The organism is Streptomyces sp. AcH 505 (assembly GCF_000818175.1).
Lineage (GTDB): Bacteria > Actinomycetota > Actinomycetes > Streptomycetales > Streptomycetaceae > Streptomyces.
On sequence record NZ_JTIY01000001.1, the window covers coordinates 5,603,589 to 5,604,571 of the forward strand.

Sequence of the window (983 nt, forward strand, 5' to 3'; positions counted from 1 at the left end):
TGAGCGGACCCGCCAGCACGGCGGCGAGCAGCCGTGCGCCCGGCACCCGGCCGCCGTGCACGATCCGTACGTCGAGCAGACCGTCCGCCAGATCGCGCCGGTGCCCCGGCGTCGGGCCCATCCGGCGGTACATGCCGTTGCCCACGAACATCATCCACAGCGCGCGCTTCCTGCCGTCGAACTCCGCGTGCAGCGGCTGCTCGCCGCGCAGCACCTTCGCCGCCGCCAGCACCCCGGCGGGCCAGCCGCCGATCCGTGACGCCCAGCGTTCCCGCTCCCTGACCAGCTCCGGATAGACGCCCAGGCTGAAGGTGTTGAGGAAGAACCCCGACTTCGCCCCGCCGAGACCCGGACTGAACCGGCCCAGGTCGACCCGGACCGCGTCACCCGCCGCCAGCGCCCTGACGGTGTCATGGACGTCCTCGATGCCCAGGTCGTAGGCGAAGTGGTTGTACGTGCCGCCGGGGAAGACCGCCAGCGGCAGCCCGTGCTCCACGGCCACGACGGCCGCCCGGTTGATCGTCCCGTCGCCGCCGAGTACACCGAGCGCGCGGCAGCGCTCCGCCGCCTTCTCCAGCGCCCCGCGCACCTCCTGCGGCTCGCACTCCACCACCTCGGCGCGCGGCAGCGCGTCGGTCAGCAGCGTGGCGAGCCCGGCCGAACCGGACGCCCGGTTCACCACGACCACCAGACCCTCACCGCCCGGCAGCGCGGGCGCCTCGGCGTACGGACGGCCCGGCGAGGGCAGCTGCGAGCGGGTCGGTACGATCCCGCGCACCGCGAAGGCGGCCCCGACGCCGAGCGCCGCGCCCACCACCACGTCGCTCGGGTAGTGGACGCCCGTGTAGACCCGGGACAGGGCGACGGAAGCGGCCAGCGGCGCCACGGCGGCGCCCCAGCCCTTGGACTCCAGGGCGACGCCCGTCGCGAAGGCGGCGGCCGACGCCGCGTGCCCGGAAGGGAACGACGTGGTGATCGGCTGG

At 75.2% G+C, this 983-nt stretch carries 1 protein-coding gene; it reads right to left on the minus strand.

All coding sequences use genetic code 11. The features are described from left to right. A partial coding sequence (locus HY68_RS25190; protein ID WP_041997102.1) for a bifunctional phosphatase PAP2/diacylglycerol kinase family protein occupies positions 1 to 983 on the minus strand: 983 nt, incomplete at both ends.